The 23,260-nt window shown below is 65.4% G+C and carries 21 protein-coding genes; 13 read left to right on the forward strand and 8 right to left on the reverse strand.

What is annotated here, in order from left to right; genetic code table 11:
* Nucleotides 1–338 precede the first annotated feature (338 nt).
* Complete coding sequence (locus tag FFS18_RS06755; protein ID WP_137870284.1) at nt 339–1,556, reverse strand: argininosuccinate synthase; 1,218 nt, start codon at nt 1,554–1,556, stop codon at nt 339–341.
* 153 nt (nt 1,557–1,709) lie between these two features.
* On the opposite strand from FFS18_RS06755, the gene FFS18_RS06760 reads away from it, so the two are divergent.
* Both FFS18_RS06760 and FFS18_RS06765 read left to right on the forward strand, forming a co-directional pair.
* Complete coding sequence (locus tag FFS18_RS06760) at nt 1,710–3,779, forward strand: S46 family peptidase (RefSeq protein WP_137870285.1); 2,070 nt, start codon at nt 1,710–1,712, stop codon at nt 3,777–3,779.
* Nucleotides 3,780–3,801: 22 nt separating this feature from the next.
* Complete coding sequence (locus tag FFS18_RS06765; protein WP_137870286.1) at nt 3,802–4,239, forward strand: DUF1801 domain-containing protein; 438 nt, start codon at nt 3,802–3,804, stop codon at nt 4,237–4,239.
* Between the two features lie 218 nt (nt 4,240–4,457).
* On the opposite strand, the gene FFS18_RS06770 is transcribed toward FFS18_RS06765, so the two are convergent.
* The 3 genes from FFS18_RS06770 to FFS18_RS06780 all read right to left on the reverse strand — a co-directional run bounded on the left by FFS18_RS06770 (nt 4,458) and on the right by FFS18_RS06780 (nt 7,941).
* A complete protein-coding gene (locus tag FFS18_RS06770; protein WP_137870287.1) occupies nt 4,458–5,228 on the reverse strand; it encodes a molybdopterin-dependent oxidoreductase in 771 nt (256 codons plus the stop codon).
* Entirely contained in the window at nt 5,225–6,058 is an 834-nt protein-coding gene (locus FFS18_RS06775) for a cytochrome b/b6 domain-containing protein (RefSeq protein WP_137870288.1), read from the reverse strand. The genes FFS18_RS06770 and FFS18_RS06775 overlap by 4 nt, the downstream gene beginning before the upstream one ends.
* Before the next feature lie 179 nt (nt 6,059–6,237).
* Entirely contained in the window at nt 6,238–7,941 is a 1,704-nt protein-coding gene (locus tag FFS18_RS06780) for a class I adenylate-forming enzyme family protein (protein ID WP_137870289.1), read from the reverse strand.
* Nucleotides 7,942–8,018: 77 nt separating this feature from the next.
* Between FFS18_RS06780 and lgt the strand changes: the two genes are divergently transcribed.
* From lgt to FFS18_RS06810, 6 genes are all read left to right on the forward strand, one after another.
* A complete protein-coding gene (lgt, locus tag FFS18_RS06785) occupies nt 8,019–8,894 on the forward strand; it encodes a prolipoprotein diacylglyceryl transferase (protein ID WP_137870290.1) in 876 nt (291 codons plus the stop codon).
* The gene (locus FFS18_RS06790; protein WP_249340332.1) at nt 8,887–9,951 is read left to right on the forward strand and encodes a class I SAM-dependent methyltransferase; all 1,065 of its coding nucleotides are present in this window, start codon (nt 8,887–8,889) and stop codon (nt 9,949–9,951) included. The genes lgt and FFS18_RS06790 overlap by 8 nt, the downstream gene beginning before the upstream one ends.
* Nucleotides 9,948–10,466: a GNAT family N-acetyltransferase gene (locus tag FFS18_RS06795; RefSeq protein WP_137870291.1), complete on the forward strand. Its 519-nt coding sequence runs from the start codon at nt 9,948–9,950 to the stop codon at nt 10,464–10,466. The genes FFS18_RS06790 and FFS18_RS06795 overlap by 4 nt, the downstream gene beginning before the upstream one ends.
* The gene (pgeF, locus tag FFS18_RS06800; protein ID WP_137870292.1) at nt 10,463–11,224 is read left to right on the forward strand and encodes a peptidoglycan editing factor PgeF; all 762 of its coding nucleotides are present in this window, start codon (nt 10,463–10,465) and stop codon (nt 11,222–11,224) included. Before FFS18_RS06795 ends, pgeF begins: the two co-directional genes overlap by 4 nt.
* Before the next feature lie 18 nt (nt 11,225–11,242).
* Nucleotides 11,243–12,649, forward strand: a complete 1,407-nt coding sequence (locus tag FFS18_RS06805; protein WP_137870293.1) for an SLC13 family permease — start codon at nt 11,243–11,245, stop codon at nt 12,647–12,649.
* 181 nt (nt 12,650–12,830) lie between these two features.
* A complete protein-coding gene (locus FFS18_RS06810; RefSeq protein WP_137870294.1) occupies nt 12,831–14,156 on the forward strand; it encodes a cystathionine gamma-synthase family protein in 1,326 nt (441 codons plus the stop codon).
* A gap of 144 nt (nt 14,157–14,300) precedes the next feature.
* Here FFS18_RS06810 and FFS18_RS06815 read toward each other — a convergent pair whose 3' ends face one another.
* Nucleotides 14,301–15,020, reverse strand: coding sequence for an HAD family hydrolase (locus FFS18_RS06815; RefSeq protein WP_137870295.1), 720 nt, complete (start codon nt 15,018–15,020; stop codon nt 14,301–14,303).
* 89 nt (nt 15,021–15,109) lie between these two features.
* Here FFS18_RS06815 and FFS18_RS06820 point away from each other — a divergent pair, with 89 nt between their 5' ends.
* Genes FFS18_RS06820 through FFS18_RS06835 form a run of 4 tightly spaced genes read left to right on the forward strand, consistent with a single transcriptional unit; the run spans nt 15,110 to nt 18,631 of the window.
* Nucleotides 15,110–16,216 carry an ABC transporter permease gene (locus FFS18_RS06820; protein WP_120215579.1) on the forward strand — a complete coding sequence of 369 codons (1,107 nt, stop codon included), beginning with the start codon at nt 15,110–15,112 and terminating at the stop codon, nt 16,214–16,216.
* On the forward strand, nt 16,216–17,082 hold the full coding sequence (locus tag FFS18_RS06825) for an ABC transporter ATP-binding protein (RefSeq protein ID WP_137870296.1): 867 nt from the start codon (nt 16,216–16,218) through the stop codon (nt 17,080–17,082). The genes FFS18_RS06820 and FFS18_RS06825 overlap by 1 nt, the downstream gene beginning before the upstream one ends.
* Nucleotides 17,082–18,023 carry an MlaD family protein gene (locus FFS18_RS06830; RefSeq protein ID WP_120215577.1) on the forward strand — a complete coding sequence of 314 codons (942 nt, stop codon included), beginning with the start codon at nt 17,082–17,084 and terminating at the stop codon, nt 18,021–18,023. Before FFS18_RS06825 ends, FFS18_RS06830 begins: the two co-directional genes overlap by 1 nt.
* 8 nt (nt 18,024–18,031) lie before the next feature.
* The gene (locus FFS18_RS06835; RefSeq protein WP_120218074.1) at nt 18,032–18,631 is read left to right on the forward strand and encodes an ABC-type transport auxiliary lipoprotein family protein; all 600 of its coding nucleotides are present in this window, start codon (nt 18,032–18,034) and stop codon (nt 18,629–18,631) included.
* A 324-nt stretch (nt 18,632–18,955) separates the two neighbouring features.
* Here FFS18_RS06835 and grxD read toward each other — a convergent pair whose 3' ends face one another.
* The 3 genes from grxD to FFS18_RS06850 are packed head-to-tail and all read right to left on the reverse strand — an operon-like array spanning nt 18,956 to nt 19,894.
* On the reverse strand, nt 18,956–19,285 hold the full coding sequence (grxD, locus tag FFS18_RS06840) for a Grx4 family monothiol glutaredoxin (protein WP_137870297.1): 330 nt from the start codon (nt 19,283–19,285) through the stop codon (nt 18,956–18,958).
* Nucleotides 19,286–19,329: 44 nt separating this feature from the next.
* Nucleotides 19,330–19,563 (reverse strand): BolA/IbaG family iron-sulfur metabolism protein, encoded by a 234-nt coding sequence (locus FFS18_RS06845; protein WP_137870298.1) that lies wholly within the window; start codon nt 19,561–19,563, stop codon nt 19,330–19,332.
* 4 nt (nt 19,564–19,567) lie between these two features.
* On the reverse strand, nt 19,568–19,894 hold the full coding sequence (locus FFS18_RS06850) for a DUF1476 domain-containing protein (RefSeq protein ID WP_137870299.1): 327 nt from the start codon (nt 19,892–19,894) through the stop codon (nt 19,568–19,570).
* 233 nt (nt 19,895–20,127) lie between these two features.
* On the opposite strand from FFS18_RS06850, the gene FFS18_RS06855 reads away from it, so the two are divergent.
* Nucleotides 20,128–23,202 (forward strand): CHAT domain-containing protein, encoded by a 3,075-nt coding sequence (locus FFS18_RS06855; RefSeq protein WP_249340333.1) that lies wholly within the window; start codon nt 20,128–20,130, stop codon nt 23,200–23,202.
* Nucleotides 23,203–23,260: the final 58 nt, after the last annotated feature.

The following is a 23,260-nucleotide window of genomic DNA, read 5'->3' on the forward strand; positions in this document are numbered from 1 at the left end:
GATACATCCATTTGCGTAGCGTGCGCGATTTGCGGACCATATATTGTCCCGGCCAGATGACACGCGTTCGAACGCCGTGGCGGTCGAGCACCAGGCCCGTACGGGGAAACCAGATGTGGCATGGCTGCCAGTCATAATCGGCTGTATGGGGGGTAGGTTCGATCGGCATGGCTGATCCTTGCAATAAGCCCAACCCGCACCATCGGCTTTTACATCTTCCCCGCTTTTCAACCCTTTCTCTAACACATATCCGCGCCCGAGTCAGGCAAGTGCCGCGGCGGCGCGACGCACCGACAGGGCATCTTGGCCCTCGCCGCGCCGCAATCGACGGCGCCGCCTTAGCGGTCGCGCTTCGCCAACAGCTTGAGGCGTAGCGCGTTCAGTTTGATGAACCCCGCCGCGTCTTTCTGATCATAGGCACCCGCGTCATCCTCGAACGTCACATGGCGCTCGCTGTAAAGGCTATTCGGCGACTTGCGCCCAACGACGTTGGCGTTGCCCTTGTAGAGCTTGAGCCGGACGGTGCCCGACACCTTTTCCTGGCTATGGTCGATCGCCGCCTGCAACATCTCGCGTTCGGGCGCGAACCAGAAACCGTTGTAGATGAGCTCGGCATATTTGGGCATGAGCTCGTCTTTCAGGTGCGCGGCGCCGCGGTCGAGCGTGATGCTTTCGATGCCGCGATGCGCCCGCGCATAGATTTCGCCGCCCGGCGTCTCGTACATGCCGCGCGACTTCATGCCGACGAAGCGGTTTTCGACGAGGTCGAGGCGGCCGATGCCATGCTTGCGGCCGAGGTCGTTGAGCGCCGCGAGCAAGGTCGCGGGCGACATCGCTTCGCCGTTCAGCGCCACCCCGTCGCCGCGTTCGAAATCGACCGTGATATATTCGGGGGCGTCGGGCGCATCCTCGGGATTGACGGTGCGCGAATAGACATAGTCGGGGGTCTCGTCCCACGGATTTTCCAGCACCTTGCCCTCGCTCGAGGTGTGCAGCAGATTGGCGTCGGTCGAGAAGGAGCTTTCGCCGCGCTTGTCCTTCGGCACCGGAATCTGGTGCTGTTCGGCCCAGGCAATCAGCGCGGTGCGGCTCGTTAGATCCCATTCGCGCCACGGCGCGATGACCTTGATGTCGGGGTTCAGCGCATAGGCCGACAGTTCGAAGCGGACTTGGTCATTGCCCTTGCCCGTCGCGCCATGCGCGACCGCGTCGGCGCCGGTTTCGCGCGCGATTTCGACCAGCCGTTTCGAAATCAGCGGACGGGCGATCGACGTGCCAAGCAGATAATCGCCTTCGTACCGCGCGTTGGCGCGCATCATCGGGAAAACGAAGTCGCGAACAAATTCTTCGCGCAGGTCGTCGATATAGATATGCTCGGGCTTGATCCCCATCAACTCGGCCTTGGCGCGCGCGGGCTCCAGCTCCTCGCCCTGCCCCAGATCGGCGGTGAAGGTCACCACCTCGCAGCCATAGGTGACCTGCAGCCACTTCAGGATGACGCTGGTATCGAGGCCGCCCGAATAGGCAAGGACGACGCGCTTGATGGAATCGGACATGGCGGTACCTTTGGCGAGGGAATATCGCGGGCGCGGCTAGCAGCCTGCCCGCCCCCGCGCAACCGCGATGCGCTACGACAACATTCCCCTTGGCCGCGCGGACGTCGACCGCTAGTATCAGATGATACCATATCTCACGGACGAGGATTTTTGATGCGCCTGACCCTTGCTTTCGCTTCTGCCGCCGCCGCGGCGTTCGCCGTCGCCACCCCCGCTGCTGCCGAGGAAGGTATGTGGACGTTCGACGGCGTCCCGACCGACGCGATCCGCAACGCCTATGGCTGGGCGCCCGACAAGCAATGGCTGGACCGGACGCAGGCGGCGGCGGTGCGGCTGACCGGCGGCTGTTCGGCGTCGTTCGTGTCGGGCGAAGGCTTGATCCTGACCAACCATCATTGCGTCATCAGCTGCCTGCAGAATCTGTCGACCGCCGAAAATGACCTGGTCGCGGGTGGCTTCAACGCCGCCGACCGCGCGCGCGAACGCCAATGCCCCGGCCAGCAGGCCGAGGTCGTCACGTCGATCACCGACGTCACCGGCGATATTCAGGGCGTGATCGGATCGCTGACCGGCGAGGCGCTGGTCAAGGCGCGCGACGCACGCATCGCCGAACTCGAATCGGCGGGCTGCACCGACCGCGCCAAGACGCGCTGCCAGGTCGTGACCTTGTTCGGCGGCGGCCAATACAAGCTGTATCAATATCGCAAGTACAGCGACGTCCGCATCGCTTGGGCGCCCGAATTCCAGGCGGCCTTCTTCGGCGGCGACCCCGACAATTTCAACTTCCCGCGCTACGCGATGGATGCCGCCTTCCTGCGCGCCTATGAAGGCGGCAAGCCGGTCGCGACGCCCACCCACCTCAAATGGAATCCGCGCGCGCCGCAGGAAGGCGAGATCACCTTCGTCGTCGGCAACCCCGGTTCGACCCAGCGCCTGCTGACCGAAACGCAGCGCGAATTCCAGCGCGCCGAGCGCCTGCCGCTGACGCTGATCCTGCTGTCTGAGTTCCGGGGCCGCCTGATCGCGAGCATGGAAGGCGATGCCGACAAGACCCGCGAAGGCGGCGACGAGCTGTTCGGATATGAAAACAGCTTCAAGGCCTTGTCAGGGCAGCTGCGCGCGCTCAACGATCCCGCCTTTACTGCCAAGCTGGCCGCCGAGGAAGCCGACCTGCGCGCCCGGGTCAAGGGCAATGCCGAAATCGGCGATCCCTGGTCCGAAATCGACAAGGCGATGGCCGAACGCCGCAACACCTACCTCGACAGCGTGTTCCTGCAGAACGGCCCCGCCAGCTATTCGACGTTGGTCGGTTATGCGATGACGCTGGTGCGCGCCGCCGCCGAACGCGGCAAGCCGAACAGCGAGCGCCTGCCCGGTTTCACCGACTCGGCGCTGCCGCTCACCGAAAAGCGGCTGACCGATCCGGTGCCGACCTATCCCTGGCTGGAAGAACTGGGCGTCAGCTTCTGGGCCAGCAAGGCGCGCGAATATCTGGGCGCCGACAATGCCGACGTCAAAATGCTGCTGGGCAAGGAAAGCCCCGAAGCGCTCGGCAAGCGGCTGGTCGAAGGGACGAAGCTCGCCGATCCCGCCTATCGCAAGCAATTGTGGGAGGGCGGCGCCGCGGCGATCGCGGCGTCGGACGACCCGATGATCCGCTTCTTCAGCCAGCTCGATCCGCGCGCCCGCGCAATCAAGACGGCGTTCGACCGCGACTATGATGCGCCGGTCACCGCGGCGCAGGCACGATTGGCAAAGGCGCGCTTCGCCGCCTATGGCGACAAGCTCTATCCCGACGCGACCTTCACGCTGCGCCTGTCCTATGGCCAGGTGAAGGGGTGGACCGAGCGCGGCAAGCCGGTGCCGGCGACGACCGTGATGGGTGGCACTTACGACCGGGCGACGGGGCAGCTGCCCTACAAACTGGCCGACGGGTTCGTGAAGGCGGAGTCGCGGATTAACAAGAATGTCGTCTATGACTTCGTCACGACCAACGATATCATCGGCGGCAATTCGGGGTCGCCGGTCATCGCGCGCGACGGCAGCGTGATCGGCACCGCGTTCGATGGCAATATCCACTCGCTGGGCGGCAATTTCGGCTATGACGGCACGCTGAACCGCACCGTCGCGGTGTCGACCGCGGCGATCCAGGAAGGGCTGGAGAAAATCTGGCCCGCCCCGGCGCTGGTCGCCGAACTGAAGGGTGGCACGAAACGGCGATAATCGCCCGCCGGGAGGAACCGCGATGGCCAAGAGTGAATTGAAGACCAAGGCTACCGAGGCGTCGGTCGCCGACTTCATCGCCGCGGTTCCCGAAGCGCGGCGCCGCGAGGAGGCGGCGGTGATCGACGCGATCCACCGCCGCGTTACCGGGCTGGAACCGAAGATGTGGGGGCCGTCGATCATCGGCTATGGCAGCTATGACTATGTCTATGACAGCGGCCGGTCGGGAACGATGTGCCGCGCCGGGTTCAGCCCGCGCAAGGCGGCGATGACGCTGTATCTGATGGGCCATTATTGCGACCGGCAACCCGAGGCCGACGCGCTGTTCGCGCGGCTGGGCAAGTATAAGACGGGCAAGTCGTGTCTTTACGTCAACAAGCTGGCGGATGTTGATTTGGACGTGCTGGAGCAGCTGATTGTGCTCAGCTGGGATGTCATGAACGAGCGTTATCCGGGATAGATATTGCGGACATGGCCAATGGCCGGTTGCGACCGGAAGGGGACGTGTCTTCTCCCCTCCCTTTTAGGGAGGGGCTGGGGGTGGGTAGCCGCCGAAGGCGGCATTCTGCCTCGGCTCGCTTCGCTCGCACCCACCCCTAACCCCTCCCTGAAAGGGAGGGGAATGGCTTAAAACCACCCCAAAGCCGCCATCCCTTCCGGCCCAGAGGGGCCAACCGGTCAAATCCCCGCATACCATTCATAATCGATGCGATCTTCCCAATAGCCGCCCTTGCCCGCGCCGATGCCGTCGAGGCTGGCGACTGCTTCGATCGCGTTCACATATTTGGCGTGTTTGTAGCCGAGCTGGCGCTCGATCCGCAGGCGCAGCGGCGCGCCGTTGGCGATTGGCAGCACCGCGTCGTTGAGCGCCCAGGCCAGGATCGTCTGCGGGTGCCGCGCGTCGATCATGTCGCAGCTTTCATAATAGAGCGCGTCGCCGAGCCGGTCAGCGCAGCGAAAGACGATATAGCGCGCATTGTCGCTGACCCCGGCGGCGGCGAGGATGCGCGACAGCTGGACCCCGGTCCATTGCCCGATAGCGCTCCACCCTTCGACGCAGTCGTGGCGGGTGATCTGGGTGCGCTGCGGCATCGCGCGGATGTCGGCCATCGACAGCGATAGCGGCCGCGCGACCAGTCCGGTGACCGCGACCCGCCAGTCGCCGAAGCCGCTCGCGGCATGCGCGGCATAGGCGGCGCCCGCGGGCAGCCGCGTGCCATTGGGCCGGAAGTAAGGCGACAGGTCGGCGCGGCTATATTCGCGCGCCAGAGCGTTGCGGTCGATGAGCGCGCGCTGGCTCGCGCGGTTCATCTCCTCGCCCATCGACAAGATCTTGCGCACTGCGGGCGCGTCGTTGATCGCGTCGCAAGCCGACAGCAGCGGCAATGTTGCAGCAAGGCCGCCGACGCGGGCGATCAGCTGGCGGCGCGGCAGAATGATCTCGTTCATGCGTCCTTCTCCGGCGGCAGGCGGAACCAGCCGGTCACCATCGACCGCACCTCGTTCACTGGCCCGGCGAGCAAGACCATCAGGTTATGGACAAGGAAAAACGCCACCAGCGCCCAGGCCGCGATGAAATGGATCGAGCGCGCCGACTGGCGGCCGCCGAACAGGTCGAGCAGCCACGGCGCGCCGGCATTGATCCCCGGCGACATCGTCAGCCCGGTCGCGATCATCAGCGGCAGCAGGATGAAGATCACGCCGATGTAGCTGAGCTTCTGCAAAATGCCGTAGCGCGCCGCGGCATCGCCCGTCGGGAAGCGCAGCCGCGCATGATCCTTGATGTCGTCCCAGATATGGCGCGGCGACCATTCGGTGCGGCGGACGTGCAGGTCCTTTTTCAGATGCCCGCCGATCGCGGTCCACAACATGTAGAGCGTCAGCCCCATCGCCATTACCCAGGCAAAGAACAGGTGCCAGCGCCGCCCGTCGGCAAGGCTGTAGCTGGTCGGGATCGTCGCCCAGCCGGGGAAGGCCCAGGTTTTTTGGATCCCTTCGGCATCGGTCCAGCGGCCGAGCACCCCGGTCGTTTCGACCCGCCAGTCGCCGATCCGCAAATAGCCCTCATCCGCGGTCGAGCCGATCACCAGCCAGGCACGGTCGAAATTGGCGCCATATTCGCCCCAATAGAGCCGCGGGTGCGCGTTGAAGATCGTCAGCCCGCTCATCAGCAGGACGAGCAAGGTGACCGCGTTCACCCAGTGCCAGATGCGCGTCGGCAGCCGGTGGCGATAGACGTGCGGCGGTGGCGGGGTGGGAGAAGGATCAACGTCGCTCATCGCATCCGGCACTCCCTCTACACGCCCTCCCCTTCAGGGGAGGGCAGCGAGACTTGGCACTTGCTGCCTAGTCGCAGCGGGTGGGGGTCAGCGGCATTGCACAAGGTCGCTGACCCCCACCCCAACCCCTCCCCTGAAAGGGAGGGGCTTAAGACGGTTCGCTCGCCACCAAAAAAAGGTTACGCTAGCTCCGCCGCATATTCGTCGCGATATTTGTTGCGCAAGCTGACCTTGTCGATCTTTTCGCTGCCGAGCTTCGGCAGCGCGTCGTTGGCCATCCAGATCTTGTACGGCACCTTGTAGGGCGCCAGCCGCTGGCTGAGGAACGAGCACATATCCTCGGCGGTGACGCTGCTCCCCGGCTTGGTCCAGATCACCGCGCCGACAACCTCGCCCAGCCGCTCGTCGGGCAGGCCGAACACCGCGCATTCGTTGGTGTCGCCATGTTCGTAGATCGCCGCCTCGACCTCCTGGCAGCTGATATTTTCACCGCCGCGGATGATGATGTCCTTCTTGCGGTCGACGATGAACAAATAGCCGTCTTCGTCGAGATAGCCGAGGTCGCCCGAGCGGAAATAGCCATTGTCGAAAAAGGCCGCCTTCGACGCCGCTTCGTTGTTCCAATAGCCTTCGAAATTGCACACCGAGCGGATGCAGACCTCGCCGACCTTCCCCTGCGCCAGCTCGTTTCCGTCGTCGTCGAGGATCGCGAGGTCGACCAGCGGTTTCGACGCCGGGCCGGTTGACAGCGGCTTGGCGAGGTAATTTTCGTTGATGATGCCGCAGCCGACCGCATTGGTTTCGGTGAGCCCGTAACCGAGCAGCGGCTTGCCCTCGCCCATTTCGGTCGCAAGGCGTTTGACATGCTCGGGCGGCCGCGGCGCGCCGCCGCCGGCGTAGCTTTTGCACGTCGACAGGTCGTAATTCTTGCGGTTGGGGTGGATCAGGATTTCATAGCTCATCAGCGGCACGCCGACGAAATAATTGCATTGTTCGTCCTGGATCAGCCGCATGGCTTCCTCGGCATTCCATTTCGGCATCAGCACCAGTTTACGCCCGAGCGCGAAGCTTTGCAGGAACACGGGGATTTCGGCGGTGACGTGGAACAGCGGGGTACAGATCAGCGTCGCGGGCTGGATGTCGGACATCAACCCGTCTTCGGTCAGCAAATGCACGATGCTGGCGGTTTGCGTCACATAGTTGAAGATCGCCTGCACCACCGCTTCGTGGCGCGAATAGGCGCCTTTCGACTGGCCGGTCGAGCCCGAGGTGAACAGGATAGTGGCCAGATCCTGCCCGGTCAGCGTCGGCAGCGCGGTTGCGGCATTGCCGCCGGCGCCGGTGATCGGGGCGATCGCCAGATCGATCGGCTGCGCGATGTCGAGCGTGACGACCTTGGCGCCATGCTCGACCTCTTCGAGCCGCGCCGCGCGCTGGACGTCGGCGATGACCAGACCGGTTTCGCTGTCCGCGATCGCCGCCGCCAGCTCGCCGCCCTGCCACCACCCATTGAGCAGCGTCGCACAGCCGCCCGCGAGCAAGATGCCGATGTAGGAAACGCACCAGGCATTGGCATTGCGCATTGCCAGCCCGACGCGGTCGCCGCGCTGGACGCCATAACCCTCGATCAGCCCCGCCGCGACCTGCCGCGCCGCCATATAGACCTGTTTGAACGACAGGCGTTCGTCGCCCTCGACCAGAAAGGTCGCGTCGCCGTGCTGCATCGCGAAATAGGCGACATAGTCGGCCAGATTCGTCGGCGCATTGGTGATGAAGGGAAGCTGTCGGCCGAAGCGTTCGACGGACCCGACCTGGATCGGTCCGCCCGGACCGGTGATCAGATTATAGGCGGCTTCCAGGCGCAAATCGAGCGCAGATGGCATCTTGTATCTCTCCTCTTGGTCTCGCTGGCCTAACCCCTTATGGGGAGGCCTCTCCTGGGGAAGGACCGCGCGACTTTATGTTTCTTTTTGCAACCCTAGCCGAAGCAACGCAATATGTGAACTTCCATGACCTGATGGGAGAGAATAGCGAAATTGCGTTCAGCATCTTCGGCCTGCCGATCCGCTGGTACGCGCTCGCCTATCTCGCCGGGATCTTTGTCGGCTATTGGTATCTGCTCAAGCTGATCGCGCAGCCCGGCGCCCCAATGGCGCGGCGCCACGCCGACGACATGATCTTTTACGCGATGCTCGGCATCATCATTGGCGGGCGGCTGGGTTATGTGCTGTTCTATAATCTGGGCGAATATATCAAGGAACCGCTGGGCGTCTTTCGTCTGTGGGACGGCGGCATGTCGCTCCACGGCGGCGTCATCGGCGTGCTGATCGCGATATGGTATGTGACGCGCAAGGAGAAGCTGAGCTTCCTGCGCTTTTGCGATTATGTTGCCTGCGTCATCCCGTTCGGCCTGTTTTTTGGCCGCATGGCGAATTTCGTGAATGGTGAACTGTGGGGTCGCGCGACCGACGTGCCTTGGGCGATCATTTTTCCGGACAGTGGCACAATGGACCCGCGCCACCCCAGCCAGCTGTACGAAGCGGGTCTGGAAGGGCTGCTGATGATGGCCATCCTCACCTTCCTGTTCTGGCGCACCGACGCGCGCTACAAGCCCGGTTTCCTGTTCGGCATGGCGGCGATCATCTATGGCCTTAGCCGTTTCGCGGTCGAGTTCGTGCGCGAGCCCGATGTCCAGCTTGGCACATTGTCGTGGGGGCTGACGATGGGGCAGACGCTGACCGTGCCGATGCTGGTTATCGGCATCTGGCTGGTCGCGACCGCGAAGGGGCGCCGCCAGCGGGTCGAGCCGGTCGCCGGACCCGACAGCGTTGCGTGACGGACCGCCGACCCCCGAACAGCTGATCGGCGACATCGCAGCGGCGCGGGCAACCACCGTCGCCGATTATATGGCCGCCGCAAACAGCCATTATTATGCGACACGCGACCCGCTCGGTGCCGCGGGCGATTTCACCACGGCGCCCGAAATCAGCCAGATGTTCGGCGAAATGGTCGGCGTGTGGATCGCCGACCTGTGGGCGCGCGCGGGCAGCCCCATGTTTCGCTACGTCGAGCTGGGTCCGGGGCGCGGGACGCTGGCCGCCGACGCGCTGCGCGCGATGGCGCGCTTCGGCTGCATCCCCGCGGGGATCGAGCTCGTTGAAACCAGCCCGGTGCTGCGCGCTGCACAATCGGCGCGCCTGCCCGCCGCGACCCACCATGACGAGGTCGACGCGCTGCCGGACGATCTGCCGCTGCTGATCGTCGCCAATGAATTTTTCGACGCGCTGCCGGTGCATCAATATATCCGCACCATGGACGGTTGGCGCGAGCGGATGGTCGAACGTCGCGGCGACGTGTTTGCCGCGGTGCCGGGCGACGCCGATGCGGCGGCCGCGATCCCCGAAATGCTGCGCAGCAAAAATGTCGGCACGATCGTCGAGACCGCGCCGGTTGCTGCGGCGATCATGCAGCGCTGTGCCTTTCGCATCGCGCGGCAGGGCGGCGCGATGCTGGCGATCGATTATGGCTATGTCGGCCCGGCCGCGGGCGACACGTTGCAAGCGGTCAAGGCGCATCGCTTTGCCGACCCCTTCGCCGATCCGGGCGAGGCCGACCTGACGGCACATGTCGACTTTGGCGCGCTCGCAGCCGCCGCGACGGTGGCCGGCGTCCGGATCGGGGCGGTGGCGACGCAGGGCGACTGGCTGCGGCGGCTGGGGATCGACGCGCGGCTGGCATCGCTCGCCGCTGCGGCGCCGACCCGCGCCGCCGAATTGCAGGGGCAGCGCGACCGGCTGGTCGATCCGCAGGCGATGGGCGATTTGTTCAAGGTGATGACGATTTGCGCGGCAGGCTGGCCGCCACCCGCCGGATTTTCAGGAGATGTGGCATGACCGCCCCCCGACGCGCGACGGCCGACGACGCCGCCGCGATCAGCGCCTTTGCCGAGGCGACCTTTACCGAAACCTTTGGCCATATCTACGACCCCGCCGACCTGACCGCGTTTCTGGCCGAGTGGAATCCGGTGCCGCGCGTCCGCGCCCAGATTGCCGATCCGCAATTTGCCATTGCGGTGGAAGATGACGCGGCGGGCGCGATTGCGGGCTATATCAAAATGGGTCCGCTCGATTTCGACCTGCCCGCCGAACAGCCCGTCGACGATGCCCTCGAGCTGCACCAGCTTTATGTCGGCAAAGCAGCGCAGGGCACCGGGGTGGCCGCGCGGCTGACGGACTGGGGGATCACCTGGGCGCGCGAGCGTGCATCGGTGCTCTATCTGTCGGTCTTTACCGAAAATGCCCGCGCGCAGGCCTTCTACCGCCGCTATGGTTTTTATGACGTCGGTCGCAACGCGTTCCGCGTCGGCAACCATATCGACGAAGACCGTTTTTTCAGGCTCGACCTGTGAGCGCCCCTTTTGTCACCGCGCCGACGCTGGACGGCATCGCGCACGGCTTTTTCGGCCGCCGCGGCGGGGTGTCGACCGGCGAACTCGCGTCGCTCAATTGCGGCCTGGGCTCGGGCGACGATCCGGCGCTGATTGCCGAAAACCGGCGCCGGGTGGCGGATGCGGTGCTGCCCGGCGCTGCACTGGCCGGCGTCTATCAAGTCCATGGCAACCGCTGCATCATTGTCGATGACAAAAGCGACCTGACGGCGCGGCCCGAGGCGGATGCGCTCGCGACGCGCACCCCGGGCATTGTGCTGGGCATCCTGACCGCCGATTGCGTGCCGGTGCTGTTCGCCGACCGCGAAGCCGGAGTTATCGGCGCCGCCCATGCAGGCTGGAAGGGCGCGCTAGCTGGCATCACCGATGCGACGCTTGCCGCGATGGAAAGCCTTGGCGCGGACCGCGTGAACATTGCCGCCGCGATCGGCCCGTGCATCGGACGCGCCTCCTATGAAGTCGATGACGCATTTGTGGAGCGCTTCACCGCCGACGATCTAGCCAACGAACGTTTCTTTGCCGCGGGGAAGCCCGGCCATGCGATGTTCGACATCGCCGCCTATGTCGCCGCGCGCCTCGCCGCCGCCGCGGTCACCCGAATTGCCATCGGTGGACAGGACACCTATGCCTTGCAGCAAGATTATTTCAGCTATCGCCGCGCGTGCCACCAAGGGGAAAATTCCTATGGCCGTCAGTTGTCGGTGATCGGTCTGAGCTAGTAAGCGTTTGGGGGACGGATGACACGGACGCGCCTGTTTGGACTGATCGGCGGCCTGCTGACCTTCATCGTCATGCTCGCCCTGCCCGCACCGGCGGGCATGGAAACCACCGCCTGGCACGTCGCGGCGCTGACGGTGCTGATGGCGATCTGGTGGATGACCGAGGCGCTACCGCTGACCGTCACCGCGCTGCTGCCGTTCCTGCTGGTCCCGGCGTTCGGGGTGATGGACGCCAATGCGATCGCCAAGGAATATTATTCGCCCATTCTGTTCCTGATCCTCGGCGGCGCCTTTCTGGCGCTGGCGATCGAGCGGGTCGGCTTGCACCGACGGCTCGCGCTCGCGTTGCTCAAGCGCGCCGCGCCGACCGCGACCGGGCTGCTGTTCGCCTTCATGGCGGCAACCGCGCTGCTCAGCATGTTCATTTCGAACACCTCGACCGCGCTGATCATGGTTCCGATCGCGCTGGCCGTCGTCCGCGCCGGTGGCATTCGCGAGGGCGAGACCGAGGGATTTGCCGGGGCGGTGATGATGGGGATCGCCTTTGCCGCGTCGATCGGCGGGCTCGGCACGCTGGTCGGCAGCCCCACCAATGCGATCGCCGCGGGGCTGATCGAAAAGACACTTGAGCTGCGGATCTCGTTCCTCGACTGGATGCTCTACGGCGTCCCCGTTGTGCTGCTCGCGACCCCGGCGGCGCTTTTCATCATCGCGCGGGTGCAGCGACTTTCGGCGCATGCGTTCGATGGCCAGGGCGCCGCCGCCGCGCTCGGCAAGCAGGCGATCTGGTCGATCGCCGAGCGCCGGGTCGTCCCGGTCTTTCTGCTCGTGTTCCTCGCCTGGGTGGCGCAGCCGTGGCTCGAACCCCTGCTGCCCAAGGGAGCACTGACCGATGGCACGATCGCCATCGCGGGCAGCCTGCTGTTGTTCGTCCTGCCCGACGGCACCGGGCGGCCGCTGCTCGTCTGGAAAGAGGCCGATCGCGCGCCGTGGGGCGTGATCATGATGTTCGGTGGCGGGCTGGCGCTCGCCGCGGCGATCACCGCCAGCGGGCTCGCGGCGTGGCTCGGCGCCGTGCTGGCGCCGCTCGGCAGCATCCCGACGGTCGCACTCGCCGCGATCATCGTAGCGCTGACCATCTTGATCACCGAATTCGCGAGCATCGTCGCGACCGCCAGTGGCATCATGCCGGTGCTCGCGGCGCTGATTGCGGCGACCGGGGTCGATCCGGTCCTGCTCGCCCTGCCGGTCGCGATGGCGGCAAGCTGGGGCTTCATGCTACCGTCGGGGACCGGACCGAACGCGCTGGCGTGGGCGACGGGCCATATCGCCCTGCCCCGCATGTTACAGTCGGGACTGGCCCTCGACATCATCGGGGTGCCGCTGCTCATCGGGGTGATCTGGGCGATGGCTATGATCGCATAGCTCGCAGTCGCGGGCATCACCGTAGCCCTGAGCTTATCGAAGGGCGCTTCTCGTGGATAGCCGTCCTTCGACAAGCTCGGGGCTACGGTCCCTTCCTACCGGCACTTGCGATCGCGGGGTGACGCGCGGAGCAAAGGGCGCTAGTTGCAAGCGAAACTAATCTGGCCCCAAGGAAATCTTCATGCCCCCGATCGACAATAGCGACCTCACCGGTACCTCGCCGCGCCGCAAGCCCAAGCAGGACGTCACCGAGATTGGCGGGCGTCCGCTGTCGCCGGCGACGCTGATGATGGGTTATGGCTATGACCCGATGCTGTCCGAAGGATCGCTGAAGCCGCCGGTGTTCCTGACATCGACCTTCGCCTTTGAAAGCGCGGCGGCAGGGAAGCGCCATTTCGAGGGGATCACCGGCAAGCGTCCCGGCGGCGCCGACGGGCTGGTCTATTCGCGCTTCAACGGGCCGAATCAGGAGATTCTGGAAGCGCGGCTTGGCGTCTGGGAAAAGGCGGAGGATGCGCTGGTGTTTTCGTCGGGCATGTCGGCGATCGCCACGCTGCTGCTTGCGCATGTCAGCATGAACGACGTCATCGTCCACTCGGGACCGCTCTATGCCGCGACCGAGACGCTGATCGCGCGCATCCTCTCGCGCTTCGGTGCGACCTATGTCGATTTCCCCGCCGAAGCGTCGCGCGAGGACATGGACGCGATCCTCGTCCGCGCCAAGCAGATGGCGGCCGATCAGGGCGGCAAGGTCGCGATGGTCTATCTGGAAAGCCCGGCCAACCCGACCAATGCGCTGGTCGATGTCGAAGCGATGCGCGCCGCGACCGACGCCGCCTTTGCCGCCGATGCGCGGCCGCCGATCGCGATCGATAATACTTTCCTTGGCCCCTTGTGGTCAAAGCCGCTGGCGCATGGCGCCGACATTGTCCTTTACAGCCTGACCAAATATGCCGGCGGGCACAGCGATCTGGTCGCAGGCGGGGTGCTGGGATCGAAGCATTGGCTCGGTCCGATCCGGATGATGCGCAACACGATCGGCACGATTTGCGACCCCAACACCGCGTGGATGCTGCTGCGCAGCCTGGAAACCGTCGAGCTGCGCATGAGCCGCGCGGGCGAAAATGCCGAAAAGGTTTGCGCCTTCCTCCGCGATCATCCCAAGGTCGAGGGGCTGGGCTATCTCGGCTTCCTGCCCGACGGGTCGCAAAAGGACATTTTCGAGCGCCATTGCACCGGCGCCGGCTCGACCTTTTCGCTGTTCATCAAGGGCGGCGAGGCGGAGAGCTTCCGCTTCCTCGACGCGCTCAAGATCGCCAAGCTCGCGGTGAGCCTGGGCGGAACCGAAACGCTGGCCAGCCACCCTGCCGCAATGACGCACCTGTCGGTCCCCGACGCGCGCAAGGCAGCGCTGGGGATCACCGACAATCTGGTCCGCATCTCGATCGGGATCGAGGACGCCGACGATCTGATCGCCGACTTCGCGCAGGCGCTGGACGCGGTTTGACTGATAACTCCCCTCCCGCCTGCGGGAGGGGTTGGGGGTGGGCGCGAGCGAAGCGAGCTTCCAACGTCGAGCAGACCCACCCCCCTGCGACTAACGAGCAAGCTCGTAAGTCTCGCTACCCCTCCCGCGAGCGGGAGGGGCTAACTACCTCTTCCCCCGCCAGTCGACCACTGACCACCCCATTTGCGGCGCCAGTTTCTTCAGCCCGCGCGATGGCGTCGTTGCGACCGCTTCATCGGCAAATCGCAGCATCGGGTGGTCGGACACATGGTCCGAATAGGCGCGGATATGCACGGCATCGCGCGTGATCGCATTGGCCGCCATCCAGCCGTCGATCCGCGCGAATTTGGCGTCGCCGTAACAATTGTCGCCCGACAGCCGGGCGTGGATGTGATCGGCACCGTCGGGCTCGTCGAGCCGCGTCGCCAGCACGTCTTCGATGCCGAGTCGCTTGGCGATTTCATCGACGTAAAGATGGAAAGACGCGGTCGCGAGCAGCAGCCGGTAACCCGCCGCGCGGTCGGCGGCGATCTGTTCGAGCGCCGCGGGATGCAGCCCGCGCGCCACCACCTTGTCGGCATAGCTTGCGGCGAGCGGCGCAATTTCGGCGCGCGCAAAGCGCCGTCCCACCAGCAGACGCAGGTTGATCGCCTTCAGCCGCGACCGGTCGATCAGGCGCAGTGCATAGGCGGCGCCGGCCAGCCCGACCAGCGGTAGCAACAACAGCCGCCATTGCTGCCGCCGCCGTGCAACATGCATCAGAAACCCGCTGTAAGTCCCTGATCGCGTTATCGTCCTGTCCATGTCGTACATCGCCACACGGTGCGCATAGTCGGGTGGCGGAGCGATCGGCGGGGTTTCCATAGGGCCAGCATAGTGCGCCGCCGCGCGGCGGCCAAGGGGGCGGGATTCGCTTGCCGTCATGGGGCAAATAATACAATGTCCTCCGCACGATGGTGGCCAAAGCGGATTTCGAACAGAGCGAGGGCGCGGACGGCGCCGACATCCGCTTCACCGGTCGGCTCACGCTGGCGCGGCTCGGCGATCTGCCGGCGCGACTCGATGCGCTGGGTCCGATCGCTTCGCTCGATTTGTCGGCGCTGGAACGGATCGACACCGTCGGCGCGTGGATTGTCACCCGTACGGTCAAGGAACATGGCGCGAAAGTCACCGGTGCCAGCCCCGAAGCGCAGCGGCTGCTCGATGCGCTGGCGAGTGACAAAAGCGAATACCGCATCCACCGCGACCGCCGCCCCCCGCTGATCCGCATGCTCGAACAGGTCGGCGTCGCCAGCCGGGCGGTGTGGCACGAACTGCTCGGCATCGTCGGATTCTTTGGCGCCATGATCATGGCGCTCGGCACCCAGCTGCGCGCGCGGCGGCGCCTGCGCTGGCACGCCATCGTCACCCGGTTCCAGACCGTCGGCGTCGATGCCCTGCCAATTATCGGCCTGATGACGTTCCTGATCGGGATCGTCGTCGCGCAGCAGGGCGCGGTGCAACTGCGCCAATTCGGGCTGGAGATATTCACCGTCAACCTGGTCGGCCGCGCATCGATCCGCGAGCTCGGTCTGCTGATGACCGCGATCATGGTCGCGGGCCGGTCGGGATCGGCGTTCGCCGCGCAGATCGGCACGATGAAGCTCACCGAGGAAATCGACGCGATGCGCACGATCGGCGTGTCACCGATGGAGGCGATCGTGCTGCCGCGCGTCGCCGCCGCGACGATCCTGATGCCGCTGCTGGGCTTTTACGCCAGCATTTGCGCGATCGTCGGCGGCGGCGTGTTCTGCTGGATCGGACTCGATATTCCGCCGCTCACCTATATCCAACTGCTGCGCGACATCATCCCGATGACCGATTTCTGGGCGATGCTGATCAAAGCACCGGTGTTTGGCATATTGATCGGGGTCACCGGCTGTTATGAGGGCATGCAGGTGCGCCAGAACGCCGAGGAAGTCGGACAGCGCACGACCTCCGCGGTCGTTGCCGCAATCTTCCTCGTCATCGTGCTCGACGCGATGTTCGCGGTCTTCTTTTCGTCGATCGGATGGAATTGATGAGCAACGAGATCGACGAACAGGTTGCCGAAGAGCTCGCCGCCGCCGACGCGGTGCGCCCCGACGAGTTCGATTATGCGATCCGTATCCGCGGCCTCGTCAACCAGTTTGGCGACGCGGTGATCCACGACGGGCTCGACCTCGACGTCCGTTCGGGCGAGATTTTGGGCGTCGTCGGTGGATCAGGCACCGGCAAATCGGTGCTGATGCGTTCGATCATCGGCTTGCAGACCCCTACGGCGGGCGAGATCGAGGTCTATGGCAAGACGCTCGACGCCATCGCCGACGAAGAGGAATCACGCGACCTGCGTCGCCGCTGGGGCGTTATGTTCCAGGGCGGGGCTTTGTTCTCGACGCTCAGCGTCGCCGAAAATATCCAGGTGCCGTTGCGCGAATATTATCCGCGCACCGACCAGAAACTGCTCGACGAGATCGCGGCCTACAAGGTCGCCATGGTCGGCCTGCCCCCCGACGCCGGGCCAAAATATCCCGCCGAGCTGTCGGGCGGCATGGTGAAGCGTGCGGGCCTGGCGCGCAGCCTCGCGCTCGACCCCGCGCTCTTGTTCCTCGACGAACCGACCGCCGGGCTCGACCCAATCGGCGCCGCCAAGTTCGACGAGTTGATCCGCGAGCTCGCCGACACGATGGGCCTCACCGTCTTCCTGATCACCCACGATCTCGATTCGCTCTATGCAACGTGCGACCGGGTCGCGGTGCTCGCCGAAAAGAAGGTGATCGCGGTCGGCACTATCCCCGAACTGCTTGCCACCGAGCATCCGTGGATACAGGATTATTTCAACGGCCCCCGCGGCCGCGCAGCCGCCGGCTGCAACATTGCCGCCGAACGGCACGATAGGAAAAGCTGATGGAAACTCGCTCGAACAACGTACTGGTCGGCGCCTTTGTCCTGTTCTTTACCGCGGCCCTCGCCTTTTTCGTCGTTTGGCTGGCCAACGACACCGGCGGCGAGAAGCGCGAATATGACATATTTTTCAAACAGTCGGTCGACGGGCTGAACAAGGGAGCCGCGGTGCAATTTTCGGGCGTGCCATCGGGGCAGGTCCGCGAAATCGCCCTGTGGCCCGAGGATCCGCAATTCGTCCGCGTGCGGATCGAGGTCGATGAGGGCGTCCCCGTTCTGCAAGGCACGACCGCCGCGATCGAGGGGGTCGGTTTCACCGGCGTCTCGCAAATCTCGCTCGACGGCGCGGTCAAGGGCGCGCCCGCGATCACCGACAAGGGTCCGGCGGGCAAGCCCGTCATCCCGACCCGCGTCGGCGGCCTCGGCGAATTGCTCAACACCGCGCCGCAATTGCTCCAGCGCCTGTCGACGCTGACCGAGCGGCTGGCCGAACTGGCCGACGACGAAAACCAGGCGAGCATGCGCGGCATCCTGAACAATGTCGAAGCCTCGACCGCGATTCTGGCGCGCAATGGTCCCGCGATCGAACGCGCGCTGGCCGACACGCGCATCGCGATCCAGCAGACCGGGGTCGCCGCCGAACAGATCGGCAATCTGGCCGCGGCAACACAAGGCACGATCGACCGCAACGTCGACCCGGCGATGCGGAACCTGCGCGATACGCTGGCGTCGGCAAATGAATCGATGAAGACGCTGGAGGGCGCGATCGCCGACGCGCGGCCCGGCCTGCAAACCTTCAGCCAGACGACGATCCCCGAAGCCAATGCGCTGATCCGCGACCTGCGCCGCACTTCCGCCTCGCTGTCCAGCCTGACGGACAAGCTCGACCAGCAAGGCGCCGGCGCCGTGCTGGGCGGCAGCAAGCTGCCCGATTACAAGAAATGAGGACGATCATGATCCGCCACCTCCGCACCCCGCTGCTCGCCGCCACGCTCGCCGTATCGCTGTCGGCGTGCATCGGCCTCGGCGGCAAGACGCCGCCCTTTCTGTTGACACTCGATGCCGCAGCGGCGCCCGCAGCAGGCGCGGCGCGCACCGCCGCCGACGCATCGACGCTGACCATCCTGATCCCGACCGCGCCGCAGAAACTGCGCACGACGCGCATTCCGGTGCAGCAGGACAACAGCAGCGTGACGTACGTCAAGGACGCGCAATGGGTCGAAGCGCCGCAGCGGCTGTTCCAGCGGCTGGTGTCCGAAACCGTCGCCGCGGGTACGGCGCGCGTCGTACTCGACGAAGGGCAATATCTGACCGCACCGGGCGAGCAGCTCGCCGGGCAGCTTATGGAATTTGGCGTCGACGCGCGAACGGGCGAAGCGGTCGTCGTCTATCAGGCTATGCTGGTGTCGGCGGGCGGCAAGACGGTCAGCCAGCGTCGCTTCGAAGCGCGCGAGGCGATCGGCGGCGAGATCGAGGCGAAGCCGGTCGGCGAAGCGCTGGCGCGGGCGGCGAACAAGGTGGCGGGTGAGGTGACAGGGTGGTTGGGCGGCTGAGCACCACGCTTTGAATGGCAGGAAACGGCCGATTGCGGACATAGCCGATCCTCCCCCAACGGGGGAGGGGGACCACCCGAAGGGTGGTGGAGGGGCACAGGAGGTTTACGCAGCGCTGGGCTGGAAGAACCAAGCTTCCCGGGACCCTAGCAGTGGAGCACGACTTCGGCGGCAAGGCAAACCGATGGTGCCCCTCCACCAGCTTCGCTGGTCCCCCTCCCCGTTCCGGGGAGGAGCGGCTCCGTCTGCTCACCACCCCAAAGCAGGCAAACAAAAGCCCGCCCGAACGCACGCTCCGGCGGGCTTTTGTTTCTTCGAAGCGCTTTATTCCGCCCGCGCCGGAATCCCCGCCATAAGTGTGTGAAGCTCGCCCGCTTCCCACATTTCCATCATGATGTCGCTGCCGCCGACAAATTCGCCCTTCACATAGAGCTGGGGGATCGTCGGCCAGTCCGAAAATTCCTTGATGCCTTGACGGATTTCCATGTCCTGCAGCACATCGACGGTTTCATATTCGATCCCCAGCCGATCGAGCATCGCGATCGCGCGCGACGAAAAGCCGCATTGCGGGAACAGCGGCGTGCCCTTCATGAACAACAGCACGGGATTGTCGGCGACCAGCTTGGCGATGCGGTAATGCGTGGGTTCGGTCATAATCGTCTCCGGCGGCGCAGCGCGCCAAATTTTTGAGCTATCCCTTATGAAGGGACGGCGGTCGTCAATTGCAAGGCATGAAGTTCGCCGCCCATGCGTCCGCCGAGCGCGGCATAGACCGCCTTGTGCTGCGCAACGCGGGTCATGCCGCGGAAGGATTCGCTGACGACATGCGCGGCATAATGATCGTTATCGCCCGCGAGGTCGGTGATTTGCACCACCGCTTCGGGAAAGGCGGCGACGATCATCGCCCGCAAATCGTCGGCGCGCATACCCATCGGGTCAGCCCTGCGCGTCGATGAACTGGCGCCGTGCCTCGACGGTCTTTTCGTTCAGCACCGCGCGGATTTCGGCGTCGCTGATCTCCACCTTGGCGGCGGTCAGGTCGCCCGCCAGCTTGCGGATCACATCCTCGTCGCCCGCTTCCTCGAAATCGGCCTGCACGACCGCCTTGGCGTAGGCGTCGGTTTCCTCGGGAGTCAGCCCCATGCGTTCTGCGGCCCATTCACCAAGCAGCCGGTTGCGCCGCGCCGTGATGCGGAACTGCAGCTCCTGATCGCGGGCAAATTGGGCCTCAAAGGCGCGTTCACGATCGTCGAATCCGCTCATAATGTCCTCATGGGTTTGAAACAGTCGCTCTGCAGATAGGTTGCGTGTCCCATGGGCGCAAGCGGCCTGTGCCGCTGATCACTTCCCTTTTTCAGGCGAAGGGTTTAGGGTCCGCCGCGGGGAATGGGTCGCACCGCAGCCATGAAGACTGCGCCTAGCCACGATCGCGTCGGCATGGCGCCTCTGACCTTAGGTTTGGGGAATTGGTGATGACCGTGCGACGTCTATTTTGCTTGCCGATTCTGACCGCGCTCTGTGTCGCGTCGTCCGGAACCGCTCAGGCGCAGGTCACCGACCCCACTTTGCGCGACAGTTTTTCTATCGGCGACCAAGGCGGCTCGCTGTGCGCCGTCCAAGCGACGGTGCGCGACAATGTCATCGTCGGCATGTTCGATCGTGCCTGGGTGATCCTGTGCCGCGATGCCAGCCAGCCGGTGGGATATGTCCGCATGCTGCGCGCCAGCCCCGACCAGGCGCTCGCCCGGATCGAACGCGGCCGCGCCGACAGCATCACCTGCGCCGCCGACGGAACCTGCATGGTCAAGAACAGCAGCGTTGCGTGGCAAACGCGGGTCGAAGCGGACGGAAACACCGCGTACACGGTCGAAGGCTTTGCCGCCTATGGCGACGCGCTCAACCTCGCGCTCGAATCGGTCCGTCAGCGCAGGGTCGTCCCTGGCGTGATCAAGGTTGCGACGACATCGGTCGGCGCCAACGACGGTTTCGCGCGCACGCTGGCCGGCGCCATCGACGTCGACAAGGCCTTGGCCGAGGGATATCGGCGCAACCACAGCGGCGATTATGCCGAAGCCGCCGAATTTTTCGAAACCCTGTCGCGCCGCGCACAGGGGGACGAGGCCGCCGCCGACATCGACCCGACCGAATTCACCCTGAACCGCGCGCTGCAACGATCGAACCTCGGCGAATTTGGCGAGGCGGAGCGGCTGTTTGCCGAAGCCGAGGCGGTGCCGACCAGCGATCCCGTCCAGCTCCGCCTGCGCCGCAATTTCCGCGCCATTCATGCGCTGAACCAGCGCGATTACGACGGCGCGGCCGAACTGTTGCAGCAACCGATCGCGCCGCTGACCAGCGCCGTCACGGTCGATGGCGCCAGCGTCACGCTGACCCCGGCGATCGTCGCCGGGGTGAACAGCGGCAGCAACGCCCGCGCCGTCCAGCAGGCATCGGACCGCGAACGGCTGACTCCGATCGAACGCGCCCAGATCATCGACGCGCAGGCGGTGCACCTGCTCGGCACCGTCGAGCGGCTGCGCGGCAATGGCGCCGCGGCCAAGATGGCGCAGCTCAAGGGGCTGACCGACGCGCTCGCGGTGCGCGAAGGCCGAGTCACCTCGATCGTCCGGCTGCGCTCGCAAATGCTCGGCGAGCTCGCGCTGGCCGAAGAGGCGCTCGGCGACATTGCCGCCGCCGATGCGCGTTTTCTGGAATCGGTGAACGCGCTGGCGGTCGAATATCCCGAAACCAACGCGCTTGCCTCTGCCCGCGCGCGCTACGCCGCCTTTCTGACCCGCCACGGGCAGGACGACAAGGCGCTGGCTATCTATCGCGACGTTGTTGCCGCGCTTGCCGGATCGCAGCGCTCGACCACCGGCATGGCCAATATGATGGCACCCTATTACCGGTTGCTCTCCAGCCGCGCCGCCACCGATGCCACCGCGGTCAGCGACTTTTTCGTTGCCAGCCAGTTGCAGGTCCGTCCCGGCGTCGCCGATACCCAGGCGGTGCTGGCGCGCGAACTGTCGAGCGGCAGCGACGATGGCGCGCGGCTGTTCCGCCAGGCAACGACGCTGAACCGCGACATCGAGCGCGCCCGGATCGAGGATGCCCGGCTCGGCCAATTGCCGGTTTCGCCCGAAATCAATGCGCTGCGCGCCGACCTCAAGACCCAGATCGACAATCTGTCGTTCCAGCAGGCCGAAACGATCGTCGCGCTGAGCGCCTTCCCGCAATATCGCGTCGTCGCGCCGGGCAAGCTCGACCTTGTCGAACTGCAACAGGTGCTGCGCGCCGACGAAGCCTATCTCAAAATGCTGGTGGTCGGCGATTCCGTCTATGCGATGCTGATCGAACCGGGCAGCGCCCAGCTCTGGAAATCCGACATCAGCGCGGCAGGGCTCGACACCGCGGTCGACGCGATCCGCTCGACGATCTCGATCGTCGAAAATGGCCGCCGCGTGACCTATCCGTTCGATGCGGCAACCGCGTACAAGCTCTATGGCCAGCTGTTCGGCCCGGTCGCCGCCAAGCTGCCCGGCGTTGCCCATCTGATCTTTGAACCCGATGGCGCGATGCTGCGACTGCCGATCAATCTGCTGATCACCGCCGATACGGGGCTGGCCGCTTATGAACAGCGACTGCTCGATCCCGATGCCGATCCGTTCGACATGCGCCAGGTCGCGTGGCTTGGGCGCACCTCGCGGCCTAGCACCGCGGTATCGACCTTGGCTTTCCGCAACGCACGGCAGGCGGCGCCGTCGAAGGCCGCCAACCAATATTTCGGGCTGGGCCAAAATTTGCCGGTCGACGGCACCACCCTGCCGTCGCTTGGTACCCGCGGCGCGGCGGGCAGCGCCATCGACAGCGACTGCCAGTGGGACATCGCGCAATGGGCGCGGCCGATTTCCGCCGACGAGCTCGTCACTGCGCGCAACGCCATGGGCGGCAACGTGGGGACGCTGCTGACCGGCGGCGCCTTCACCGACAGCGCGGTCAAGACGCGCACCGACCTCGATGACTATCGCATCATCCATTTCGCGACCCACGGCCTCGTCACCGCGCCGCGCCCCGCCTGCCCTGCGCGCCCCGCACTTGTCACCTCGTTCGGCGACGGTGATTCGGACGGGCTGTTGACCTTTCAGGAAATTTTCGACCTCAAGATCAACGCCGACCTGGTCATCCTGTCGGCGTGCGACACCGCGGGCGCCGCATCGGTCGCGGCCACCCGCGAAGCGGGGCTGTCAGGCGGCGGCAACGCGCTCGACGGGTTGGTGCGCAGCTTCATCGGCGCCGGGGGCCGCTCGGTGATCGCCAGCCATTGGCCGGCCCCCGACGATTTCGACGCGACGAAGCGCCTGATCGGCGGCCTGTTCGGATCGGGTCAGGGTACCAGCGTCGCTGACGCCATGTGGGGAACGCAGCTGCGGCTGATGGACGATCAGCAGACGTCGCATCCTTATTATTGGGCGGGCTTTGCGATCATCGGTGACGGCGGCCAGCCGTTGCTGCACGGGACCACGGCCACTGCCGCCGCGCCCGCGCAGGAAGGTATCGGCCGCGCTGCCCGCTGAATCCATGCCCTTGCCCGAAGCCGGCCTCACCGCGGACAACCCGGTCGCGCCCGATGAC

The sequence above is a fragment of the Sphingopyxis sp. 2PD genome (assembly GCF_005503695.1).
Taxonomy (GTDB): Bacteria; Pseudomonadota; Alphaproteobacteria; order Sphingomonadales; family Sphingomonadaceae; genus Sphingopyxis.

Bases quoted from the DNA above. Each gene is read 5' to 3' on its own strand.
- FFS18_RS06770 (WP_137870287.1), bottom strand. From the start codon at position 5,228: ATGAACGAGATCATTCTGCCGCGCCGCCAGCTGATCGCCCGCGTCGGC.
- FFS18_RS06825 (WP_137870296.1), top strand. From the start codon at position 16,216: ATGAGCAACGAGATCGACGAACAGGTTGCCGAAGAGCTCGCCGCCGCC.
- FFS18_RS06845 (WP_137870298.1), bottom strand. From the start codon at position 19,563: ATGGGTATGCGCGCCGACGATTTGCGGGCGATGATCGTCGCCGCCTTT.
- FFS18_RS06810 (WP_137870294.1), top strand. From the start codon at position 12,831: ATGCCCCCGATCGACAATAGCGACCTCACCGGTACCTCGCCGCGCCGC.
- FFS18_RS06780 (WP_137870289.1), bottom strand. From the start codon at position 7,941: ATGCCATCTGCGCTCGATTTGCGCCTGGAAGCCGCCTATAATCTGATC.
- FFS18_RS06760 (WP_137870285.1), top strand. From the start codon at position 1,710: ATGCGCCTGACCCTTGCTTTCGCTTCTGCCGCCGCCGCGGCGTTCGCC.
- FFS18_RS06755 (WP_137870284.1), bottom strand. From the start codon at position 1,556: ATGTCCGATTCCATCAAGCGCGTCGTCCTTGCCTATTCGGGCGGCCTC.
- FFS18_RS06765 (WP_137870286.1), top strand. From the start codon at position 3,802: ATGGCCAAGAGTGAATTGAAGACCAAGGCTACCGAGGCGTCGGTCGCC.
- FFS18_RS06775 (WP_137870288.1), bottom strand. From the start codon at position 6,058: ATGAGCGACGTTGATCCTTCTCCCACCCCGCCACCGCCGCACGTCTAT.
- FFS18_RS06815 (WP_137870295.1), bottom strand. From the start codon at position 15,020: ATGGAAACCCCGCCGATCGCTCCGCCACCCGACTATGCGCACCGTGTG.
- FFS18_RS06820 (WP_120215579.1), top strand. From the start codon at position 15,110: ATGGTGGCCAAAGCGGATTTCGAACAGAGCGAGGGCGCGGACGGCGCC.
- lgt (WP_137870290.1), top strand. From the start codon at position 8,019: ATGTTTCTTTTTGCAACCCTAGCCGAAGCAACGCAATATGTGAACTTC.
- FFS18_RS06805 (WP_137870293.1), top strand. From the start codon at position 11,243: ATGACACGGACGCGCCTGTTTGGACTGATCGGCGGCCTGCTGACCTTC.
- FFS18_RS06830 (WP_120215577.1), top strand. From the start codon at position 17,082: ATGGAAACTCGCTCGAACAACGTACTGGTCGGCGCCTTTGTCCTGTTC.
- FFS18_RS06850 (WP_137870299.1), bottom strand. From the start codon at position 19,894: ATGAGCGGATTCGACGATCGTGAACGCGCCTTTGAGGCCCAATTTGCC.
- FFS18_RS06795 (WP_137870291.1), top strand. From the start codon at position 9,948: ATGACCGCCCCCCGACGCGCGACGGCCGACGACGCCGCCGCGATCAGC.
- grxD (WP_137870297.1), bottom strand. From the start codon at position 19,285: ATGACCGAACCCACGCATTACCGCATCGCCAAGCTGGTCGCCGACAAT.
- FFS18_RS06835 (WP_120218074.1), top strand. From the start codon at position 18,032: ATGATCCGCCACCTCCGCACCCCGCTGCTCGCCGCCACGCTCGCCGTA.